This is a genomic window from Actinomyces sp. 432 (assembly GCF_009930875.1).
Classification (GTDB): domain Bacteria; phylum Actinomycetota; class Actinomycetes; order Actinomycetales; family Actinomycetaceae; genus Actinomyces.
This window is the reverse complement of the sequence record NZ_CP025249.1, coordinates 1,375,072-1,389,961: the sequence shown is the minus strand read 5'-3', so window position 1 is coordinate 1,389,961 and position 14,890 is coordinate 1,375,072. Positions and strand designations below refer to the sequence as shown.

Below are 14,890 nucleotides of genomic sequence, written 5' to 3'. Positions count from 1 at the left end.
TCACCGTGCGGTGGCGTTTCCTGCGGGGTTCGTGCTCATGGTGGTCTGTGTATTGACAGTTCGTACCTATGGTTGACGGTTCGCACCTTTGCACCGACGATTCGTACTTTTATGCGACGGTTCGGCACCTAGATGTACGTACCGTCGTCAGAAAGTACGAATCGCAGACCAGAAGGTACGAACCGTCACAATGTGTGCCGAATCGGCGGCCAGAATGTACGAGCCCCCACGCGAAGGTAGTGCGTTGTTTCCACAGCTTTGGGAACCTTGAGGTCATGGCTTCTAGGACGCCCGAGGCACCGCGGCCAAGCCCCGGCGCATGCTCGGCATTGCGAGCACGCAGGCCACTACATTCGACTCGGATTCCAAGCAGTTCCGGGTTCGGACGCACTGTGGCGCGGTGTGCTGCCCGTGGTCACCATGCGCCGGCCCGCCGGATGGTGCGAGATACTGGAGCCATGAGCCAGCCCAGCCCGCCCCAGGTCCCTGAGGTGAAGGGCGTGCTCGGCGTTGGGGTGGACCTCGTGCATGTCCCCGGCCTGGCCGAGCAGTTGGAACAGCCGGGCACTGTTTTCGCCGAGCGGACCTTCACCCCTCGCGAGCTGCGCGACGTCGCCCGCCGCGCCGACGCCACCGGCTCGGCGCAGGCCGAGCACCTGGCCGGGCGCTGGGCCGCGAAGGAGGCCTTCATCAAGGCCTGGTCCCAGGCAGCCAATGTCCACGCCGGCCGGGCGGTGGCACCGCAGCTGCCCGCGGAGACGGTCGACTGGCGGGAGATCGAAACTGTTACAGACCGCTGGGGGCGTCCCTCGCTGCGCCTGACCGGGGCCATTGCCGCCCATGTGGCCGGCTCCCTGGGCGCAGGCGCAGCAGCCCCGGAGCGCTGGCCCGTGTCCCTGACTCACGACGGCGACTGGGCTGCCGCTGTCGTGCTGTGCACCCGCCGCTGAGTGCAGTCTCTGAGTACAGTCTCTGAGTACAGTCTCTGAATACAGTCTCTGAATACAGTCGCTGACTAGGCGTCACTGGGTGCGCGTCACTGCCCAGCCCGCGGCACCTGTCCTCCGGCAGCCGGGCGGTATGTGCGGGACCGGTCGGCCCGGTCGCGTACCGAAGCGGACGCTGTACCCGGTCTCGGCCGTGACCGGCGCCTCATTCGCGGTACAGTTCTGTCATGAAGAAGTTGATCAACTCCGTCGAAGGGGTAGTGACCGACGCGCTGGCCGGGATGGCCGCGGCACACCCCGACAGCCTGCGGGTCGACATCGACCGGCACATCGTCTATCGCGCCGTCCCCAAGGACGAGGGCAAGGTAGCCATTGTCTCCGGAGGCGGCAGCGGCCACGAGCCGCTCCACGGTGGCTTCGTCGGAGCCGGCATGCTTGATGCCGCCTGCGCCGGCGAGATCTTCACCTCGCCGGTACCCGACCAGGTCTCCGCGGCCACCGCCGAGGTCGACCGGGGCGCGGGCGTACTGCACATCGTGAAGAACTACACCGGTGACGTCATGAACTTTGACATGGCCGCCGAGCTGGTCGCCGCCGAGTCGGGTATCGAGGTCGCCACCGTGGTCACTGCTGATGACGTGGCGGTGGAGGACTCCCTCTACACCGCCGGCCGCCGGGGCGTGGGCGTAACCGTGATCGTGGAGAAGATCGCCGGAGCGGCTGCGGAGGAGGGCCGTTCGCTCGCCGACGTCGCCGCCGTGGCCAGGCGCACCTCCGAGGCAGGCCGCTCCATGGGCGTCGCCCTCACCTCCTGCACGGTCCCAGCCAACGGAAAGCCTTCCTTCGACCTACCTGATGATGAGATCGAGATCGGCATCGGCATCCACGGCGAGCCCGGCCGGCACCGGGAGAAGATCGCGCCCGCCTCGCAGATCGCCGCCCGCCTGACTGAGCCCGTCATGAACGAGCTTCCCGAAGGCGACGGTACCGGGGTGATCGCCTTCCTCAACGGGATGGGTGCCACTCCGCTGCTGGAGCTCTACCTCATGTACGGGGAGGTCGCCAAGATTCTTGACCGCGCCGGCGTCAAGGTTGAGCGTTCCCTGGTGGGCAACTACATCACCAGCCTCGACATGGCAGGCTGCTCCCTCACGCTCGTGCGCGCCGACGCGGAGCTGCTGCGCCTGTGGGACGCCCCGGTAAACACGCCCGGACTACGTTGGGGGATCTGAGAATATGACCGTGAACGCACCAACCCCCCTGACCGCGCTTCGCGCAGCCGACGTCGCCGCCTGGATCCGCCGTACTAGCCAGTTGATCTCCACCCACGCCGATGAGCTGACCGCCCTGGATGCGGCCATCGGCGACGCCGACCACGGCGCGAACATGAAACGTGGTCTTGCCGCCGCGGTCGAGGCGCTGCCCGAGCAGCCGGAGACCCCGGCGGCGGTGCTCAAGCAGACCGCCATGGCACTGATCTCTAAGGTCGGCGGAGCCGCCGGCCCGCTGTACGGCACGTTCTTCCTGCGCATGTCCACCGCCTGCGCCGGCCAGCAGTCCCTGGACGTGGCCGCCCTGGCGGAGGCCGTGGCCGCCGGGATCGGCGGCATTGTGCAGCGCGGTAACGCCGAGTCCGGCGACAAGACCATGATCGACGCCTGGAATCCTGCCTTGAGCGCTTTGCGTACCGGTGCAGCGGCACCCGCCCCGGCGGAGACCGGTTCAGCCTTGGCGGCCGCAGTCGAGCAGGCAGCGGCCGCTGCGGATGCGGGCCGCGCGGCCACCGCGCCCATGCTGGCGAAGAAAGGGCGCGCCTCCTACCTGGGGGAGCGGTCGGTCGGCCACGTCGACCCCGGCGCCGCCTCCACCGCCCTGATCATGCAGGCGCTTGCCGACGTCGTCTCCGGAACCGCGGCGGGCGCCGCATGACGGGCATCGTCGTCGTCTCCCATTCGCGCCCGCTCGCAGACGCCGCGGTGGCGCTCGCAACAGCTCTGATTCCGGGCCTGGACGCGCCGCTGGAGGTGGCGGCGGGACTGCCCGACGGCACCCTGGGCACTGACGCCACTGAGATCATGGCGGCGATCGAGCGTGCCGACGACGGAAGTGGGGTGGTGGTCCTGGCAGACCTGGGCAGTGGTGTGCTCAGCGCGCAGATGGCCCTGGAGCTGCTGGAACCGGAACTGGCCGCGCGCGTGCGGCTCTCCGGCGGTGCCCTGGTGGAGGGACTGGTCGCCGCGTACGCGGCCGCCGGCACCGGTGAGGCCCCCGAAGTGGTACTCGCCGACGCCGACGCCGCGGCCTCGCTTAAACTGCGGCAGGTTGTAGGCCCCCCACCCCCGTAGGAGAATCATGACCGAGACAACCTTCCAAGCCATCTCCATGATCATCTACTTCGTCGGAATGGTGGCGATCGGCTGGTGGGCGTACGGTCATAACGACTCCTTGGACGACTACATGCTGGCGGACCGCGGGCTCGGGCCCGCGGTCACCGCACTGTCCGCAGGCGCCTCCGACATGTCCGGCTGGCTGCTGATGGGGCTGCCGGGCGCGTTATATGCCGGCGGGTTGGTGGAGGCATGGATCGCCGTCGGGCTGACGGCGGGCGCCTGGCTGAACTGGCGGTACGTGGCGCCCCGGCTGCGCTCCTATACGGAGGTCGCTCACGACTCCATCACGATTCCCAGCTTCCTGGACAACCGCCTGCACGACGACCGGCACCTGCTGCGTTGGGCCAGTGGCGGCGTAATCGTCGTGTTCTTCACCTTCTACGTCTCCTCCGGCATGGTTTCCGGCGGCACGTTCTTCGAGTCGTCCTTCGGGATGGAGTACCGGCTCGGGCTGACGCTGGTTGCCGCCATTACGGTGATGTACACGCTGGTCGGCGGATTCCTGGCGGTGTCATACACGGACTTGGTGCAGGGCATCATGATGGTCACCGCGCTTGTTGCCGTGCCCATTGTGGGAGTGATCCGGCTCGGCGGGCTCGGACCGGCCCTGCACGCGGTCAGCGAGGTTGACCCGCACTACTGGGCGGTGCTGGGCCCCACCACCTCCGTGATTGGAATCGTCTCCTCCCTAGCCTGGGGCCTGGGCTACTTCGGGCAACCGCACATCATCGTGCGCTTCATGGCTCTGCGCAGCCCCCAGGAGGCGCTCTCCGGGCGCCGCATCGGGATCGGGTGGATGCTGTTCGCCGTCGCCGGCGCCGCCGCCACCGCCATCGTCGGGGTAGCCATCTTCCAGCGCGACGGGGGCGCGTTGGCCAACCCGGAGACCGTGTTCATCGCCCTGGGCCAGCTCTTGTTCCACCCGTTTATCGCCGGATTCATGCTGGCCGCCATCCTGGCTGCGATCATGTCCACCATCTCCAGCCAGCTGCTGGTCACCTCCTCCGCCCTGATCGAGGACCTGTACCGGCACGTGTTCCGCCGGCAGGTCTCGCAGCGCCGCCTGGTCATGTACTCCCGCTTCGCCGTACTGGCCGTAGCCGTGATCGCCGCCGCAATGGCGTGGACGCCCAATGACACGATCCTGGCGCTGGTCGCCTTCGCGTGGGCGGGCTTCGGCGCCTCATTCGGCCCTACAGTCCTGCTGTGCCTGTACTGGAAGCGGCTGACTGCCACGGGCGCATTCGTCGGGATTCTCGCCGGCGCCGCGGTGGTAATGGTGTGGGGCAATGTCTCCGGCGGTCCCGGCGGCATCTTCGACCTGTACGAGCTCGCCCCCGGCTTCGCCGCCAATGCCCTGGCAGCCTGGCTGGTCTCGCGGGCGGGGCATCCCGATGCGGCGGTCGCCGACGAGTTCGAGGCCGCGGTGGCCGCCGCCCGCTGACACCCGCCGGACTGGGGGCCCGGCCTGCGCGTACCGAACCGGAGTATCCTGGTGGTGCTCAAGGGAGAGAACGCTATGAAGATCGTCCGCCGTCCAGCCGTCGCCGGAAGCTTCTACCCCGGGGACGACCGCGCCCTGAAACGCGCGCTCGCCGACCTGCTCACCCAGGAACGCACCCAATTGCCTGGGCACGTGACCGTGCCCAAGGCCCTCGTTGTCCCGCACGCCGGCTACATCTACTCCGGCCCCATGGCGGCGCGCGCCTACGCGCGCCTGGAGGCAGGCCGGGGGCGCATCACCCGAGTGGTGCTGCTCGGCCCCACCCACCGAGTGCCGGTGCGCGGGCTGGCCCTGCCTGGCGCGGACCAGCTGGCCACGCCCCTGGGAGTGCTGGAGGCTGACGCTGCCGGCTGCGCCCAGGCAGCCACCCTGCCCGGGGTGAGCACCGCGCCGGAGGTACACGCCCAGGAGCACTCCCTGGAGGTGCAGCTGCCCTTCATCCAGACGGTGCTCGGCGATGTAACAGTGGTGCCACTGGCGGCCGGCGACGCCTCGGCCCGCACCGTTGCCGACGTGATCAGTGCACTGTGGGGCGGGCCGGAGACCGTCATCATCATCTCCTCCGACCTGTCCCACTACCTGCCGCAAGACCTGGCAATAGCGGTTGACACGGAGACCGTTGCGCGCATCCTGGCACTGGACTCCACCATCCCGCACGACCGCGCCTGCGGCGCCACCCCGTTGAACGGCATGCTTCTGGCCGCGCAGGAGCACGGCATGCGCGCCGAACTGCTGGGGCGGTGCACATCGGCCGACACCGCCGGTAACCCGGACCGGGTGGTCGGCTACTGCGCCGTCGCCCTCCACGAGGCGCCCACCGCAGGGGACGAACCTGCCGTCACCGTGGCAGCCGCGGATACACAGGCGACCGAGCCGCCCGCCGACGCCGGAAACACGCTGCTGCCGCTGGCACGCCGGGCGATCGCCCGCGCCGTGGGCGCCGAGGCCGGCTATCCCGCCGAGTTGCCGGCGGGGGAGGGGCCCAACTGGCTGGATCGTCCCGGTGCCGCCTTCGTAACCCTGCGCAGCGCGGACGGCTCTCTGCGCGGCTGCATCGGCTCGCTGGAGGCGCGCCGACCGCTTGGCGAGGACGTCGTGGCCAACGCCGTTGCCGCCGCCCTGCGCGACCCGCGGTTTCCGCCCGTCACGGCCACGGAGCTGCCGGCCCTGAGCCTGGAGGTGTCGGTGCTGAGTACGCCGGAACGCCTGGAGGTCCATGAGGAGCAGGAGCTGCTCCGCCGCCTGCGCCCCGGCGTCGACGGCGTAGTGCTGTCGCTGGGGCCCGGCGCGCCACCTTCCTGCCGCAGGTATGGGACGAGCTGCCCGACCCGGCCGAATTCCTGCGCCGGCTCAAGCGCAAGGCCGGCTGGCCCGCCGGATTCTGGGATGCGGAACTGGTCGCGGAGACCTACCGGGTCCGCGCCTGGGAGGAGTCATGACCGCCTCCGCCCCGCCCGTCTCCCGGCCGGGCACCGCAGGTGGGGACGCCGGCTACACGGCCCGCTGGTGGCACCCGCTGCCGGACGGGCGGCTGCAGTGCGACCTGTGCTCGCGCCACTGCCGCCTGCGGGAGGGACAGCGCGGCTTCTGCTTCGTGCGGCGGCGCAACGGGGAGCGGATTGTGCTGACCGCCTATGGCCGGTCCACGGGTGTGTGCCTGGACCCGGTTGAGAAGAAGCCGCTGAACCACGTCCACCCCGGCAGTTCAGTGCTGTCCTTCGGCACCGCAGGCTGCAACCTGTCGTGCAAGTTCTGTCAGAACTGGGAGATCTCCACAGCCCGCTCCACCGAGGTGCTGAGCGTGGACGCCCCACCGGACCGGATCGCCGATCAGGCCGCCCGGTTGGGTGCCCGCGCTGTCGCCTTCACCTACAACGACCCGGTGGTCTTCGCCGAGTACGCCATCGACACTGCCCGCGCCTGCCACGAGCGCGGGCTGCTGGCCTACGCGGTCAGCGCCGGGTGGATCTGCGACCAGCCGGCGCTGGAGCTGTTCGGCGCCGTCGACGCCGCGAACATTGACCTCAAGGGCTTCACCGAGGACTTCTACCGGAAGGTCACCGGCGCGCGGCTGCGGGACGTGCAGGACACGCTGGTGCGCGTGCGCGAGCGCACCACTGCCTGGCTGGAGCTGACCACGCTGCTCATCCCGGGCCTGAACGACTCGCCCGAGGAGGTCGGTCGGCTCGCCGCCTGGGTGGTTAGCGCACTTGGTGCGGACACGCCGCTGCACCTGACGGCCTTCCATCCCGCCCACCGCATGCTGGACCGGCCGCCGACGCCGGTGGCGACACTGCGCCGGGCCCGCCGCGCGGCGCTGGACGCGGGGCTGCGCTTCGTGTACCTCGGCAATGTGCGTAGCGGGGAGGGCACGACGACCCTGTGCCCGGGCTGCGGGCAGGCGGTTATCGCTCGCCATGGCTACATGGTGGAGACCTACGAGCTGGATACGGCGGGTTGCTGCCGGCACTGCGGGCGGCGGCTGCCCGGCCTGTTCGACGCCGACGACCCCGGCGGCGGAGCGGCAGCATTCCCGTGGCGCCTGGCCCCGACGGAATGGTGAGCAGCGGCGAACACGTCCACGGTCCGCGTCCTGGTGCACTTAGCCGCGTATGTGCAAAAGACTTCGGAGTGGTGAGCGGGGTTGCCGCTGCCGTCACCAGCCGCTAATGTCGGAGATGCATACAACGTGCTCCGGGGTCGGTGAAAGCCCGAACCGGCGGTGACAGTCCGCGACCCGACCGCATCCACCCGCAGGGTGGGCGCGGTCGGCTGAGCCGGTGGAATTCCGGTACCGACGGTTAAAGTCCGGATGGGAGGAGACACGTGGCGCGCGTCCGGCGTCGGCGGATCGTGGTGCGCTCCCATGCGGGCGCATCCCGGCTGTAGGCAGGGACCCGCGCCGTGCGGCGCTACGCGCGTACCGCCCGTCACCCCGGAGTGCCCCGGGGTGGGTGCTCCGGGGGAGCCGGAGAGGACACTGTGCATGACGAGCGCCACCGTCGCCAGCATCGGCCTCGGCGTGGCCGAACGCGAGGCCGCCCGCGCGCCGCGGAGCCCGCACATCGGATCGCCCTGCCTGCTGCGACCGTTGCTGAGCCCGCCCGTGACGCTTGGGGCCATGCTGCTGCTGGCCTGGTGGGCGATTACCCGCGCCGGACTGATCCCGCCGGTCTTCCTGCCCGGCCCCCTCGACGTCGCCCGCCGCCTGGTGCTCGCCTTCACCCAGGGCGGCCTGGCCGGATACGCCTGGGTGACCCTGCGGGAGGCGCTGCTCGGCTGCCTGGCCGCCGCCGCCCTATCGCTGCCCCTGGCCTGGACCCTGTACCGCTCCCGCCGCTTCTCCCGCGCCGTCCTGCCGTATGTGGCGGCGTCCCAGGCAGTTCCAGCCATCGCCATTGCCCCGCTACTGGTGGTGTGGATCGGCTACGGGACGGTGCCGACCGTGGTCCTGTGCGTGCTCATGGTCTTCTTCCCCATCACCGTCACGGTCCTGCTGGGCCTGCGTGGACTGGATACCGATGTCATTGACGCCGCCCGCCTGGACGGCGCCCACGGAGTGAGCATGCTCATTTACATGGAGCTGCCCATGGCGCTGCCCTCGATCCTCTCCGGCCTGCGCACCGGCTTCACCCTGTCCGTCACCGGCGCCGTGATCGGCGAGATGACTATGGGCGGGGAGGGCCTGGGCATGGTGCTCGCCTCCCAGCGCCAGACGGTCGATACCACCGGGCTGTTCTCCACCATCGTGGTGCTTTGCGTCATCGCCACCACCATCCACTGGGTGCTGCACGAGCTGGAGCGGCGCAGCCGCGTCGTCGCCTCGATGCGGGGGCGCCGCGCCACCTGAGCCGGCACCACCGGCCCCCTCGCGCAAACACCCACCGACCGATTCCCTCTGTTTTGCCCGTCCGAATCTTCTAACCGCCGCACGGCACCGAAAGGAACCTCATGCCCGCTCTTACCCCGCGCCCGGCTCCGAGCCGCCGCACAGTTCTGACCGCCATGGGTGCGGGCGCCGTAGGCCTGCTCGCCGCCTGCGCCTCGGGCAGCGGCGCCCGGAGCTCCAACGTCTCCGCCTCCGCCGACGCCTCCGGGCTGGTGATCGGCATGACCTACACCCCGAACGTGCAGTTCGCGCCCTTCTACCTGGCGCTGGCCGACGGCGAGTACGCGCCGGGCGTCTCCCTGCGCCACCACGGGGAGCAGGAGGGACAGTTCGACGCCCTGCTGGCCGGGACCGAGCACGTGGTGGTGGCGGGCGGTGACGAGGCCATCGTGGCCGCGTCCAATGGCAATGAGCTGGTCATCATCGGCGGCTACTACCAGCGCTACCCGGGCTGCATCATCGTCCCCGAGGAGTCCGACGTCACCGAGCTGGCCGACCTGGCCGGCAAGACGATCGGCACCCCCGGAAAAACGGGGGAGACCTGGTACTCGGTGCTGGTGGCGTTGTCCTCCGCAGGGCTGAGCGAGGACGACGTCGATGTGCAGGAGATCGGCTACACCCAGCAGGCCGCCCTCTCCAGCGGCAAGGTCGACGCGATCGCCGGATTCTCCAACAACGACGCCGTCCAAATCGCCCAGAACGGCACCCCGGTGCGGGTGCTCGCCATCGGCGAGGAGGTGCCGCTGCTGGGCGCCTCCCTGATCACCACCCCGCAGGTGCTCGCCGACCGCCGCGGCGAGCTGGAGGCGGCAGTTGCGGCCTCCGCAGTCGGGATGACCAAGTTCGTGGATGACCCCGATGCCGCCGTGGCGGCCACCAAGGAGTACGTGCCCGACCTGGTCGACTCCACGCAGGCGGACAATGCGCGCGAGGTGGCCGTGGCCACGGGTGAGCTGGTGCGTCCCAACGAGAACACGGTGGTGGGCGCGCTGGTGCCCGAGCAGGTGGGGGAGACCATCGACTTCCTCGCCGGCCGCGGCCTGCTCGGCGAGACCACCGTGACCTCAGACGCCGTCTGCGACCCGCTGCTCACTGCCTGACCCAGCGCCCGGTGGGATCCTGGCGGGGCTTACAGTCGGCAGGCCACCAGGGAGGACACGAGGATGGCGCGCGCCCCGATTGCGTAGAGCTCATCCATGACGCGGTTGGCGTCCTTGCGGGGCACCATCGCCCGCACCGCCACCCAGTCGGGGTTCTGCAGCGGCGAGACGGTGGGGGACTCAATGCCGGGGGTGATCTCGCTGGCCAGGTGCATCCGGTTCATGGGGATGTCATAGTCCACCAGCACGTAGGAGCGGGCCCGCAGCACCCCCTCCAGGCGGCGTACGAGCGTGGCCAGGCCGGGCTCGTCGCGGTACTGCTCGGTGGTGATCAGCACCGCCTCGCTGGCCAGGATCGGCTCCCCGAAGGTCTCCAGGCCCGCGGCCCGCAGGGTCGACCCGGTCTCGACGACGTCGGCGATCAGGTCCGCCACCCCCAGCTGCACGGAGGACTCCACGGCACCGTCCAGGTGCACGGTCTGGGCGTTGATCCCCTGCTCCGCCAGGAAGTTGCGCACCAAAACGTCGTAGGAGGTCGCCACGCGCTTGCCCTCGATATCACCAAGCGCGCTCATGGTGCCTGCGGGCGCGGCGAAGCGGAACGTGGAGCGGGCAAAGCCGAGCGGCAGGTGCTCAATCGCCTCCACGCCCGAGTCCAGCAGCAGGTCGCGGCCGGTGACACCGGCGTGCACGGTGCCCTGGCCGACGTAGACGGCGATGTCGCGCGGGCGCAGGAAGAACAGCTCGACCTGGTTGGCGTCGTCGACCAGGACGAGCTCCCTACCGGAGCGGCGGGTGCGGTAGCCCGCCTCGGCGAGCATGGTGGTGGCGGGCTCGGACAGGGAGCCCTTATTGGGCACGGCGATGCGCAGCACGTTGTTCCTTGACTGTGTAGTGGAGCTTGAAAGCGTGGTCAGTGGGGGTGATGGATCATGCGGGGCCCGGCGTACCCTGGCCTCACAGGTAGCGGTAAACGTCCTCGAGCGTGTAGCCCTTGGCCAGCATCATCACCTGGGCGTGGTACAGCAGCTGGCTGAGTTCCTCGCAGGCCGCCGCGTCAGACTCGTGCTCACAGGCCATCCACGCCTCGGCGGCCTCCTCCACCAGCTTCTTGCCGATGAAGTGCACGCCGCGGTCCAGCTCCTCAACCGTGCCGGAACCGGCAGGGCGAGAAGCGGCCTTGTCCTGCAGCTCGGCGAATAGGTCCTCAAAGGTCTTCATGGGCACAGCGTAGTGCAGCCCCGCCACGGGCACGCACCGCGCTCAATCCTGCGGGACGCGCCCGGCGGGCTCGTATACCAGTCGGGCTGCGTGACGGCCGGCGGCGGCCGCCGCCAGGAAGGCGGCCTCGTCCTGATCGAGCCCGCGGCCCATGGTGCTCAGCCGCACCCCGGTCGCCTGCTGCATGTCTGCCAGCGCCTGATACAGGCCCCCAACCGCCACCTTCACCAAGCGGTGCGCGGCCCCCAGCTCGCGGGGACCGCACAGGGCGGCGGCCTGCTCGGCGATCCGCGTCCCCAGTGCGCCGGGCAGCTCGGGCACGACGACGTCGGCGGCCGCCATTGCCACGCGCCCGTAGGCGGTGATCGAATGATGAGAGACTCCCCGGTGTCGCAGGCGGGCATCCGCCTGCGACACCCGCAGGCAGGCGACCGGCCGACCGCCCAGTGCGGCTGCGGCGTTCACGGCGTCACCACAGGCGACCCCGGAGAAGCCCCAGGGCGTATCCGTACCCAGGTTGCCAGGTCCCTGGGTGACGACGATCACGTCCGCTTCCAGCACGAGGCGGGCGGCCAGTAGGCCGTTGTGGATGCTCACCGCCTCCAGGTCCCCGCCCCACGACTGGCCGACGCTGACGGTGCCGACGAGCACCCCGGCCGCCTGTAACCCGGCAACCGAGCGCGAGTAGGGCAGCGGCAGCGCGCCCCCGTCAGTCATCACGTACGCCACTCGGAGGGGCCGCGCCGCCGCGTCGGGGCCCGCGCCCGGAGAGAAGCCCTCAGGGACCGGGTCAAGCGCCGGGTCAAGATCCGGGCGTAGCAGCCCGGCCAGGATGGCGGGCAGGGAGGAATGCAGATCGGCGATCACCACCGGCGCGCCGGCCAGCGTCAGCGCGTCAATAGGGGCCGACAGCCGCGAGTGAAGCGGGGTGTTCTGCTCATCCACGCCGGTAACCATGACCTGGTCGGGCATGTAACGTGCCTTGACCAGGTGACCGCCCGGCTCCGGATCCGCCGGCAGTATGCCGGGCCGCGCAGTGACCATGCCGTGCCCCCCAGTGCCCAGGCCACGGGCCAGGGCGGACACCTCCAGGCGTACCCACTCCCCGGGCTCCGGCAGCCCGGTCACGGACTCGTAGGCGATCGCCCGGCACGGCTCGCCGGCGCCCAGCACGGCAGCACCCGGCGGGGCCGAGACGATGCGCACCTCCAGCTCGGCACAGCGCCTCCCGGACTGCCCCCAGACCTCCCGCACCGCGAGCACGTCCCCGTCACGCCACATCATGGAACCACCCTAAGCCACCCGGGTGTTCCGATCGCTGCGGACCCGCGCTGCGCATACGCTGGCCCCGTGTCCGAACCCGCGCCGCGCCCCGAGCCCACGGCCATCCCCACCGAGGAGCGCCAGGTCAACCTGTTGCTGGCGCTGCGCAACACCGCCTCCGGTATGACCAAGGCACAGATCATCGGGTCGGTTGCCGGATACGATCCCGAGGGCGGCAGCTCAGCCGACCGCATGTTCGAACGGGACAAGGACGTGCTGCGGGAACTGGGCATCGACATCACCACCACCGGGCAGGCGGACCAGGCGCGCTACCGCATCACCGAGGCCGATTACGCGCTGCCTGACCTGACACTGACCGCGCAGCAGGCCGCCGCCGTGGAGCTGGCAGCCTCAGCCTGGCGCTCCGGGGCCCTGACCCCCGCCGCCCGCCATGCGCTGACGAAGATCCGGGCCGTGGCCGGCGTCGACGACGCCGCCGACTCACTGCCGGACCTGAGCATCGACCTGGGCAGTGATGTCTCCGGCGGGCAGGTTCCCGCGGAACTGGCCACCGCCGTCCGGGAACGGCGTCGGGTGAGCTTCGAATACGCCTCCGCCAACTCCGGGCGGGTGAGTGCCCGCATAGTAGAGCCGCACCGGATGCGCATGAGTGAAGGCGCCTGGTACCTGGACGGACTGGACCGGGCCTCCGGGCAGCAGCGCACGTTCCGTCTGGCCCGTGTGGTCGGACCGGTGTCCGTGGTATCCAGCGCCGACGCCTTTCCCGCGCCCGAAATCACCGCACCCGTCACGGCGCAGGCGCTGATCGCGGTTGCGCCCGGACGCGCCCTGCAGCTGCGCTCGCGCGCGCTGGTGAGCTACAGCGCCGCCGAGCTGGCGGACGGCCCAGCACCCCGAGAGCTGCCCCCAGTGCCCGGACAACGACTTGGGGACCTGGCCCGGCGCCTTCCCCAGCAGTGGGATGTAATCAATGTCACGTTCACTGATCGCTTCGCCTTCGCCGGCGCCCTGGCCGCGCTCGCGGACGCCGTCGTCGTGCTGGCACCCGCGCAGCTGCGCCAGGACGTTCTGGAGCACTTGAACGCCGTCGCCGCGCTGTCCGCCCCACCGCAGCCGGAGGAGGACTGAAGTGGCCCGGCCCAGCTCCACGGACCGACTGGTACGCCTGCTGGCGCTGCCCGCCTGGGTGGCTGAGCACGACGGCGCCACCTTCGCGCAGGCAGCCGCGCACTTCGGCGTCACACCGGAGACGATACGCAAGGATGTGGACACCTTGTGGGTATCGGGCCTGCCCGGCGGCATGCCCGATGAGCTGGTCGACTTCTCCGCCTCCGACTTCGAGGCGGGCCGCCTGCGCCTGACCGAGCCACTCGGCCTGGACCGGCCCGTTCGCCTGTCCCACCGCGAGGCGGTCGCCCTGCTGCTGTCGCTGGAGGTGCTCATCGGCGTGCTGGCCGACGACCCGCAGGCCCTGGCGACGCTGAGCCGCACCCGGGCGGTTCTGCGCCAGGCCCTGGGCGCCGCCGCTGACGCGCCCGTCGCCGCGCCGGGCCCGCATTCCACTGTGCTGGTAACCGTGCGCCGTGCCCTGGCCGAGGGAAGGCGCCTGCGTCTGACGTATGTCTCCGCTACCGATACTCGCTCTGAACGTGATGTCGACCCGCTGGAACTGACCAGTGACGGCACGCACCTGACGCTGCGGGCCTGGTGCCTGAGCGCCGGAGCGGAGCGCTCCTTCCGGCTCGATCGCATCCTGGCGGCGCAAGTGCTGCCGGTGCAGGCCACGGCGCATCGCCGCCGCGGGAGCAAGCATGACCCCGATCCGGAGTTGTGCCTCAGCCTGAAGCCATCGGGGCGCTGGCTAGTCGAGCAGGTCCCCTGCGAGCAGGTGTCCATTGCTGAGGACGGCGTGCTGCACATTCGGGTGAGGGGCCGCGACCAGGCCTGGCTGATCGGACTGCTGCTGTCAGCCGGGAGGCACCTGAGGCACGCCGCGCCCGCGGATCTCACCGCCGCCGCCGGTGCGGCGGCGCGCCGTGCCCTGGCGCTGGATGCTCAGGTGCACCGCAATTGAGGTTGATACGCCTAGGGTGGAACACCGTCGCCCGGTGCTCAGGCCCCACCGGCGAAACGCTAGACTCATGGCGTACCACGCGGGCTCATCCAGTTGCGAGCCCCACGAAAGGAGCAGCGTCGTGATCAAGCCCACGCACATCGTCGTTCTGCTTGTCCTCATTCTCCTCATCTTCGGCGCAAACAAGCTGCCTGAGATCGCCGGAAGCATCGGCAAGTCCATGAAGGTGTTCAAGAAGGAGGTCAAGGAGCTGCGCGAGGACGAGGACGCCCCGGCGGTCCAGCAGCCGCCGGCCCAGATCCCTCAGCAGCCGCAGCAGGGCACCTACTACACCCAGCCCACCCAGCCGGGCCAGGCCGCTCCGCAGCAGCCGCAGCCGTACACGGACGGCACCGTCCAGCAGTGATGCCGCGGCGCGCGGCGCCGTGAACGCGCTGCGGGACGAGCGCCGTGGCATCTCGCCGCAGGGACCCGGCCCGTC

14 protein-coding genes, 1 pseudogene and 1 riboswitch are annotated in these 14,890 nt (G+C 70.3%); of the genes and pseudogenes, 12 read left to right on the top strand and 3 right to left on the bottom strand.

Going from position 1 to position 14,890, the window contains the following annotated elements; all coding sequences use genetic code 11:
• The first annotated feature begins 458 nt into the window (after positions 1–458).
• From acpS to CWT12_RS05685, 9 genes and pseudogenes are all read left to right on the top strand, one after another.
• Entirely contained in the window at positions 459–950 is a 492-nt protein-coding gene (gene acpS, locus CWT12_RS05725) for a holo-ACP synthase AcpS (RefSeq protein WP_161924044.1), read from the top strand.
• A 224-nt stretch (positions 951–1,174) separates the two neighbouring features.
• A complete protein-coding gene (gene dhaK / locus CWT12_RS05720) occupies positions 1,175–2,179 on the top strand; it encodes a dihydroxyacetone kinase subunit DhaK (RefSeq protein ID WP_161924043.1) in 1,005 nt (334 codons plus the stop codon).
• Positions 2,180–2,183: 4 nt separating this feature from the next.
• Entirely contained in the window at positions 2,184–2,876 is a 693-nt protein-coding gene (dhaL, locus tag CWT12_RS05715; protein ID WP_161924042.1) for a dihydroxyacetone kinase subunit DhaL, read from the top strand.
• Positions 2,873–3,292 carry a dihydroxyacetone kinase phosphoryl donor subunit DhaM gene (gene dhaM, locus CWT12_RS05710; protein WP_161924041.1) on the top strand — a complete coding sequence of 140 codons (420 nt, stop codon included), beginning with the start codon at positions 2,873–2,875 and terminating at the stop codon, positions 3,290–3,292. The genes dhaL and dhaM overlap by 4 nt, the downstream gene beginning before the upstream one ends.
• 7 nt (positions 3,293–3,299) lie before the next feature.
• Positions 3,300–4,781: a sodium/proline symporter PutP gene (putP, locus tag CWT12_RS05705; RefSeq protein WP_161924040.1), complete on the top strand. Its 1,482-nt coding sequence runs from the start codon at positions 3,300–3,302 to the stop codon at positions 4,779–4,781.
• 75 nt (positions 4,782–4,856) lie between these two features.
• Positions 4,857–6,059: pseudogene (gene amrB / locus CWT12_RS13875) on the top strand (AmmeMemoRadiSam system protein B); the annotation flags it as partial.
• A 217-nt stretch (positions 6,060–6,276) separates the two neighbouring features.
• Positions 6,277–7,404, top strand: coding sequence for an AmmeMemoRadiSam system radical SAM enzyme (gene amrS / locus CWT12_RS05695; RefSeq protein WP_161924039.1), 1,128 nt, complete (start codon positions 6,277–6,279; stop codon positions 7,402–7,404).
• A 123-nt stretch (positions 7,405–7,527) separates the two neighbouring features.
• Positions 7,528–7,670: riboswitch (FMN riboswitch) on the top strand.
• 292 nt (positions 7,671–7,962) lie between these two features.
• Positions 7,963–8,691, top strand: a complete 729-nt coding sequence (locus CWT12_RS05690; RefSeq protein WP_161925325.1) for an ABC transporter permease — start codon at positions 7,963–7,965, stop codon at positions 8,689–8,691.
• A 101-nt stretch (positions 8,692–8,792) separates the two neighbouring features.
• Positions 8,793–9,830 (top strand): ABC transporter substrate-binding protein, encoded by a 1,038-nt coding sequence (locus tag CWT12_RS05685; RefSeq protein WP_161924038.1) that lies wholly within the window; start codon positions 8,793–8,795, stop codon positions 9,828–9,830.
• 29 nt (positions 9,831–9,859) lie between these two features.
• Here CWT12_RS05685 and hisG read toward each other — a convergent pair whose 3' ends face one another.
• The 3 genes from hisG to CWT12_RS05670 form a co-directional block, all read right to left on the bottom strand.
• Complete coding sequence (gene hisG, locus CWT12_RS05680; protein ID WP_161924037.1) at positions 9,860–10,705, bottom strand: ATP phosphoribosyltransferase; 846 nt, start codon at positions 10,703–10,705, stop codon at positions 9,860–9,862.
• Between the two features lie 82 nt (positions 10,706–10,787).
• Positions 10,788–11,051, bottom strand: a complete 264-nt coding sequence (locus CWT12_RS05675; protein ID WP_161924036.1) for a phosphoribosyl-ATP diphosphatase — start codon at positions 11,049–11,051, stop codon at positions 10,788–10,790.
• Between the two features lie 42 nt (positions 11,052–11,093).
• Complete coding sequence (locus tag CWT12_RS05670; protein WP_161924035.1) at positions 11,094–12,335, bottom strand: DUF3866 family protein; 1,242 nt, start codon at positions 12,333–12,335, stop codon at positions 11,094–11,096.
• A gap of 66 nt (positions 12,336–12,401) precedes the next feature.
• Here CWT12_RS05670 and CWT12_RS05665 point away from each other — a divergent pair, with 66 nt between their 5' ends.
• The 3 genes from CWT12_RS05665 to tatA all read left to right on the top strand — a co-directional run bounded on the left by CWT12_RS05665 (position 12,402) and on the right by tatA (position 14,815).
• Complete coding sequence (locus tag CWT12_RS05665) at positions 12,402–13,463, top strand: helix-turn-helix transcriptional regulator (RefSeq protein ID WP_237564332.1); 1,062 nt, start codon at positions 12,402–12,404, stop codon at positions 13,461–13,463.
• Position 13,464: 1 nt separating this feature from the next.
• On the top strand, positions 13,465–14,409 hold the full coding sequence (locus CWT12_RS05660; protein WP_161924034.1) for a helix-turn-helix transcriptional regulator: 945 nt from the start codon (positions 13,465–13,467) through the stop codon (positions 14,407–14,409).
• 121 nt (positions 14,410–14,530) lie between these two features.
• Entirely contained in the window at positions 14,531–14,815 is a 285-nt protein-coding gene (gene tatA, locus CWT12_RS05655) for a Sec-independent protein translocase subunit TatA (RefSeq protein WP_343212236.1), read from the top strand.
• Positions 14,816–14,890 lie beyond the last annotated feature (75 nt).

Bases quoted from the DNA above. Each gene is read 5' to 3' on its own strand.
- acpS (WP_161924044.1), top strand. From the start codon at position 459: ATGAGCCAGCCCAGCCCGCCCCAGGTCCCTGAGGTGAAGGGCGTGCTC.
- dhaL (WP_161924042.1), top strand. From the start codon at position 2,184: ATGACCGTGAACGCACCAACCCCCCTGACCGCGCTTCGCGCAGCCGAC.
- CWT12_RS05675 (WP_161924036.1), bottom strand. From the start codon at position 11,051: ATGAAGACCTTTGAGGACCTATTCGCCGAGCTGCAGGACAAGGCCGCT.
- CWT12_RS05685 (WP_161924038.1), top strand. From the start codon at position 8,793: ATGCCCGCTCTTACCCCGCGCCCGGCTCCGAGCCGCCGCACAGTTCTG.
- amrS (WP_161924039.1), top strand. From the start codon at position 6,277: ATGACCGCCTCCGCCCCGCCCGTCTCCCGGCCGGGCACCGCAGGTGGG.
- dhaK (WP_161924043.1), top strand. From the start codon at position 1,175: ATGAAGAAGTTGATCAACTCCGTCGAAGGGGTAGTGACCGACGCGCTG.
- CWT12_RS05670 (WP_161924035.1), bottom strand. From the start codon at position 12,335: ATGATGTGGCGTGACGGGGACGTGCTCGCGGTGCGGGAGGTCTGGGGG.
- putP (WP_161924040.1), top strand. From the start codon at position 3,300: ATGACCGAGACAACCTTCCAAGCCATCTCCATGATCATCTACTTCGTC.
- dhaM (WP_161924041.1), top strand. From the start codon at position 2,873: ATGACGGGCATCGTCGTCGTCTCCCATTCGCGCCCGCTCGCAGACGCC.
- CWT12_RS05690 (WP_161925325.1), top strand. From the start codon at position 7,963: ATGCTGCTGCTGGCCTGGTGGGCGATTACCCGCGCCGGACTGATCCCG.